This window comes from Frankia sp. CcWB3 (assembly GCF_977927595.1).
In genome coordinates, this window is the sequence record NZ_CDWRCK010000032.1 from 18951 (window position 1) to 23646 (window position 4696).

The 4696-nt window shown below is 70.1% G+C and carries 2 protein-coding genes and 1 pseudogene; all 3 read left to right on the forward strand.

Annotated elements, in window-relative coordinates; genetic code table 11:
- Positions 1-301 precede the first annotated feature (301 nt).
- The gene (locus ACY5KJ_RS04620; RefSeq protein ID WP_462202850.1) at positions 302-1768 is read left to right on the forward strand and encodes a purple acid phosphatase family protein; all 1467 of its coding nucleotides are present in this window, start codon (positions 302-304) and stop codon (positions 1766-1768) included.
- 955 nt (positions 1769-2723) lie between these two features.
- Positions 2724-3374: a hypothetical protein gene (locus ACY5KJ_RS04625; RefSeq protein WP_462202851.1), complete on the forward strand. Its 651-nt coding sequence runs from the start codon at positions 2724-2726 to the stop codon at positions 3372-3374.
- Positions 3280-4696, forward strand: a pseudogene (locus tag ACY5KJ_RS04630) (hypothetical protein); the annotation flags it as partial. The gene ACY5KJ_RS04625 and the pseudogene ACY5KJ_RS04630, both read left to right, overlap by 95 nt.

The window sequence follows — 4696 nt, forward strand, 5'->3', positions numbered from 1 at the left end:
GATGGCCAGACGGCGATGGCCGGCGCAGCCCCGGGGCTGCGCCGGCCATCGCCGTCTCGGCCGCGTATCCGGGCTGGTCGCTCCAGAGTTGGAACACGTTCGTTCTCTCACACATCGCTCGGTCACACCGCTCAGTCGGCGACCGGTAACGGAATATGGGAAAATGTCAGCCACCGGATAACCACCTTGCCAGCCGGGGCACCTGGCGAGATCGGGTCCGGTTGCCGGCACAGCACAGGCACAACTTCATCGCCCCGAGGACGGTTCGGACTGCTGGTTCGGCGAACGGAGAGCTCCGCTGGTGACTGGTAGTCCCGACGTCGCGCTCGGCGTTCACCTGACCTTCGGCTCTGATCCCGCCACGTCCATGGTCGTCTCGTGGCTGACCCGAACTGCCGTCCCACGGCCCCAGGTACGGTTCGGCCCGGCGGATGGCGGGTCTACCGGCTCGGTGACCGCGCTCACCTGTTCCTACACGGACGCCCTGACGAACGAGGTGGTCTTCGCCCACCATGCGCACCTGTCCGGCCTCCTGCCGGCTACCGGCTACCGCTATGACGTGGGTCATGACGGGCGCTGGGGCCTGGCCCACGGGTCGTTCCGCACGGCTCCACGGCACCGGGCCGCCTTCAGCTTCACCTGCTTCGGCGACCAGGGCACCGACGAGCCGCATGACCCGTACGGCTCGGCCGCGTCACGCCACGTGGTGACCGGAGTGGAACGCCTCGCGCCGCTGTTCAACCTCGCGAACGGCGACCTGTCGTACGCCAACCAGCGCACAGATCCGGTTCGCGCCTGGTTCGACTGGTTCACGATGATCAGCTCCTCCGCCCGGTTCCGGCCGTGGATGCCCTGCAACGGCAACCATGAGACCGAGCGGGGCAACGGATCGCTGGGGCTAGCCGCCTACCAGGCCTACTTCGCCCTTCCCCAGCACGACGAGGAGGCCTACCTCGCCGGGCTCTGGTACGCGTTCACCGTCGGCGGCGTGCGGTTCGTCATGCTCAGCGCCGCCGACGTCTGCTATCAGGACAGCGGGCGGGTCTACCTCCATGGGTACACCGCCGGCCGGCAGACCTCCTGGTTGGAGCGGACCCTCAAACAGGCCCGCGCCGATTCCGGCATCGACTGGATCGTCGTCGGCATGCACCACGCCGCGGTGTCGACCGCGGCGGAGCACAACGGCGCCGACCTCGGTATCCGGGAGGAATGGCTGCCGTTGTTCGACACCTACGAGGTGGATCTGGTGCTCTGCGGCCACGAGCACCACTACGAGCGCACTCATCCGCTGCGCGGGGTCGTGCCGGACAGCGCGACCCGGACTCCCCGCCCGGTCCCCGATGCGACGACGCCCGCCCGGAAGACCGCTGACGGAGTGGGCACCGCGGCTGTCGGCGGGGCCGGTGACCTGCTCGACACCTCGGCGGGCACCGTCCACCTGCTCGTGGGGACCGGAGGATCATCGTCGCCGTCCGCGCACGCACTGTTCGATCCACCCGCCTGCTGGGTCATCGTCGGCGTGCACGAACAGGATCCCGGCGGGTGGCATCGCCGATCGGCCCGGGCGAGGGAGGACGCGCCCTGGCTCGCCTTCCGGGCACCGGAGCATCCATACGCCTTCGCGGCTTTCGAGGTGGATCCAGGTGAACCGGGCGGCTCGACGAGCATCCGGGTGACCGTGTACGACTCCAGTGCACCGACGCCGGTCCCGTTCGACCGGTTCACCCTTGTCCGGCCACGCGCCGACGCGGCCGTGCCCACCACCTGACCGGCCACCCGACCGAGAAGCCGTCGGACGGTACGAAGCGGGCCGATTCTGATCGCCCTTCCAGCGAGACGTAGGTGTGTCCCCGAGGTGTTCTCCCCCGCACTACCGGGAGCTCAGGAATCGCGCCACGGCCATGACAACCTCGATCTCGGCCGAAGACCGTTCACCGATCGCATCGTGTGACGGTATTCAACGTCAGATCCGCCTCCCTCCGGATAGCGTCACTCGCCGTGAGATCCGTCGGATTATTGGCGCCGGAACCACCGGCCCCGCACCGATCAGCTCGATGGATCCCACCAATTCCGCGAACAAACCGCGCCCGCGGCAGCGGGCGCATCCGGAGCGATGAACGAGCCGAATAACATCACGTCAACACCTTGGCTACAACGGCGACCCACCATGCGAAAAAAGGACGACCGCGGAAGTTCCCCGCGCACACGTAGACCGGCGGTACGGGCAGCGGGCACTACAGAACTTCGTCGGGGGTACGACTTGGGCCCGGTTGCGATCCTTCCTCGGGCGGGAGCGACGGCACACCCCGCGGAAGGATCGCAACCGACGGGCCGACAGCGATCGCAAGGCCGATTTTTCAGGACTCCTCTGGACGTCTACCGGGTGCCAGGAATATTTTTCCGCCAGCACGCCATAATTCACCGGGACAGCACGATCAATGCCCGGCTGAGAGACCACCGTCTGGGGGGCGACCATTGGCTGAGAAGCAGCGAGCGGCCAGGGGGCTCCTGTCCTCATGCCCACCCGCTAGGACCAGGACTTTCGTGCGGGACCAACATTACGCGGCCCGGCATTACGGCCCCCGGAAGGAAGTATCACCGGCGGGTGCGAGCGGATTTGAAGACACCCGGGAAGGCGTCGCCGCCGGATCCGTCGTCCTCGGCGCTTGTCGCGGCTGGCGCGTTCAGCGACGCCGTCGGGCCCGGCGGAACGGGTGTCTACCGTGATCGATCATCTGGGGACGCCGAGGGCACGGTCCGGCTGGGCAGCGGAGGCGACGCGGCTCGACCAGATGATCTATTCTTGGTCGCGCCGGAGCAGGACGAGCGGCGAGAGTCACCTCCCGGCGGCAAGCTCCCTGGGCTCCACGGTGACCAGGTCCTGGAGCGGGCTTCTCGCCGGCGAGGTCGAGCTCGACGAGAGCCGGGTCCCCCACCCACCGTCGGCGCTCACCTACATCATCCGGTCTCCGGATCATCCCGAGACGCCGGACCATCTCACGGCGAGGGATCCGCGCCGCATCCCGGAAGCGGCGCTCGTGCACCGAATCCGGATCCCGGAACGCGGCGGCGAGAGCCGGGCCCGGCTGCGTGCCCACATCCTGATCGGCCGGGCGGACTATCTGACCGAACGGGTGAGGCTCGCGTTGTACGCGGCGGGTGGGGTCGTGGTGGGTAGCTCCCGCACCGTCCCGCGGCTGGCTCCCCTGCCACCTGCGCGACCTCACCGCACGCCGACGGACGGGCGAGCGGGCCCTGCGCCAGTCGGCGCGCGCGGGGGTGCGGCGCGATCGGCTCGTCACGCTCATCGCGGCGGTACTGGCATGGTCGCGGGCCGAGCGTCCCTTCGTGGTGGCCCACACCGGTTCGGATGAGGCGCTCACGCTGATGTGGGCCCTGGTGGAGATCCTCGAAGGTGTTCTGCCCTACCGGCTGACCTTCTCCACGCATGCGACCGCCGTCCCCTCGGGCGCCGTCCCCTCGGGCGCGCGGCACACCGACGAGCCGGGCCCGCGGTTCCTGTTCGTTCCGTTCGAACCGGCGTGTGCCGGCAACGGGGAGCCCGCCGCGATCCACGTGGATCCGCGGGGCGGGCCGGACGCTCCACCGATCATGGCCACCGCCGCCCGGCTGCTCGTGGACCTTTACGGCCGCGGTGGGATGCGGGGAATCGGCGATCTGCTGGCCCTGGTCGATGACGAGATGTTCGATCCGGGCCGGCCGGAGCCCTGGTGCCGGCAGGTGGTGGAGAACCGGGTCGGGAGGACCGCCGCGCCGCCGCCCGGCGGCGGCCTGGCCGCCCTCGCGGATACCGCGGATGCTCGGCGTACGGGCGTCCCGGGTACCGCGAGTGGTTCGGGTACCGCGAGTGGTTCGGGTACGTCGGGTCCCCCGGATCCGGCACCCCTCTCGACCACGACCGATGCCGTCGGCCTGGGACGCTCGACGGCCCCGACAGCGCCGGGCGATCCGGCCTCGGCAGCGACGGCAGGCGCCGGATCGCTCGCCGTCCGCGAGCACCTCCGCGAACGGTACGAACGCCTGCGGGCTTCGAACTGGTCAAGCTCCGCCGAACAGGGCACGGCCGCGGACCCCGTGCGCCGTCTTTTCACCGCCATCATCGAACCGGTCGGTCTGCCGGCGGACCTGGCGAGTGCGGAGCGGCTACGCGGTCAGCTGCGCCGGGTCGCGGGGCTGCTGGCCGGCCCCGTCGCCGGCCCGGGCGGCGGGCTCGTGCCAGCGGCCCGGGCAGCGGACCCCGGGCCCCGGGAACGGTTACACAAGGAGATCGTCGGCGTCATTCTGGGCCGGCTGCGGGAGGAGGAGCCGCCTAGCCGGATGATCGACGAGATCTCCAACGCGGTCGCCGAGGAGCAGCGCCAAGTCGAAGGAACGATCTCCGCCCTCGCGGACGAACTCGCCGCATTGCGGGTTCCTTCGCCCGCACAGATCCGCGACGAGCCACTGCAGCGGGAAGGACCACTGCACCGCGACGAGCCACTGCGCCAGGCAGTCCCACTGCTCGCGGCCGCCCTGGAGTCGATCTTCTCGGGATATCGGATGACCTCCGCGCGCGACAACGCGATCCGGCTGGCCACGGAGACCGCCGAGGCGCTGCGCGCCGCCCGGCCGGACCACCTGTCGGCGTCGCCTACCGGTACTTCCCGACCCGCCCCCACCCGGCTCGCCGTCACCG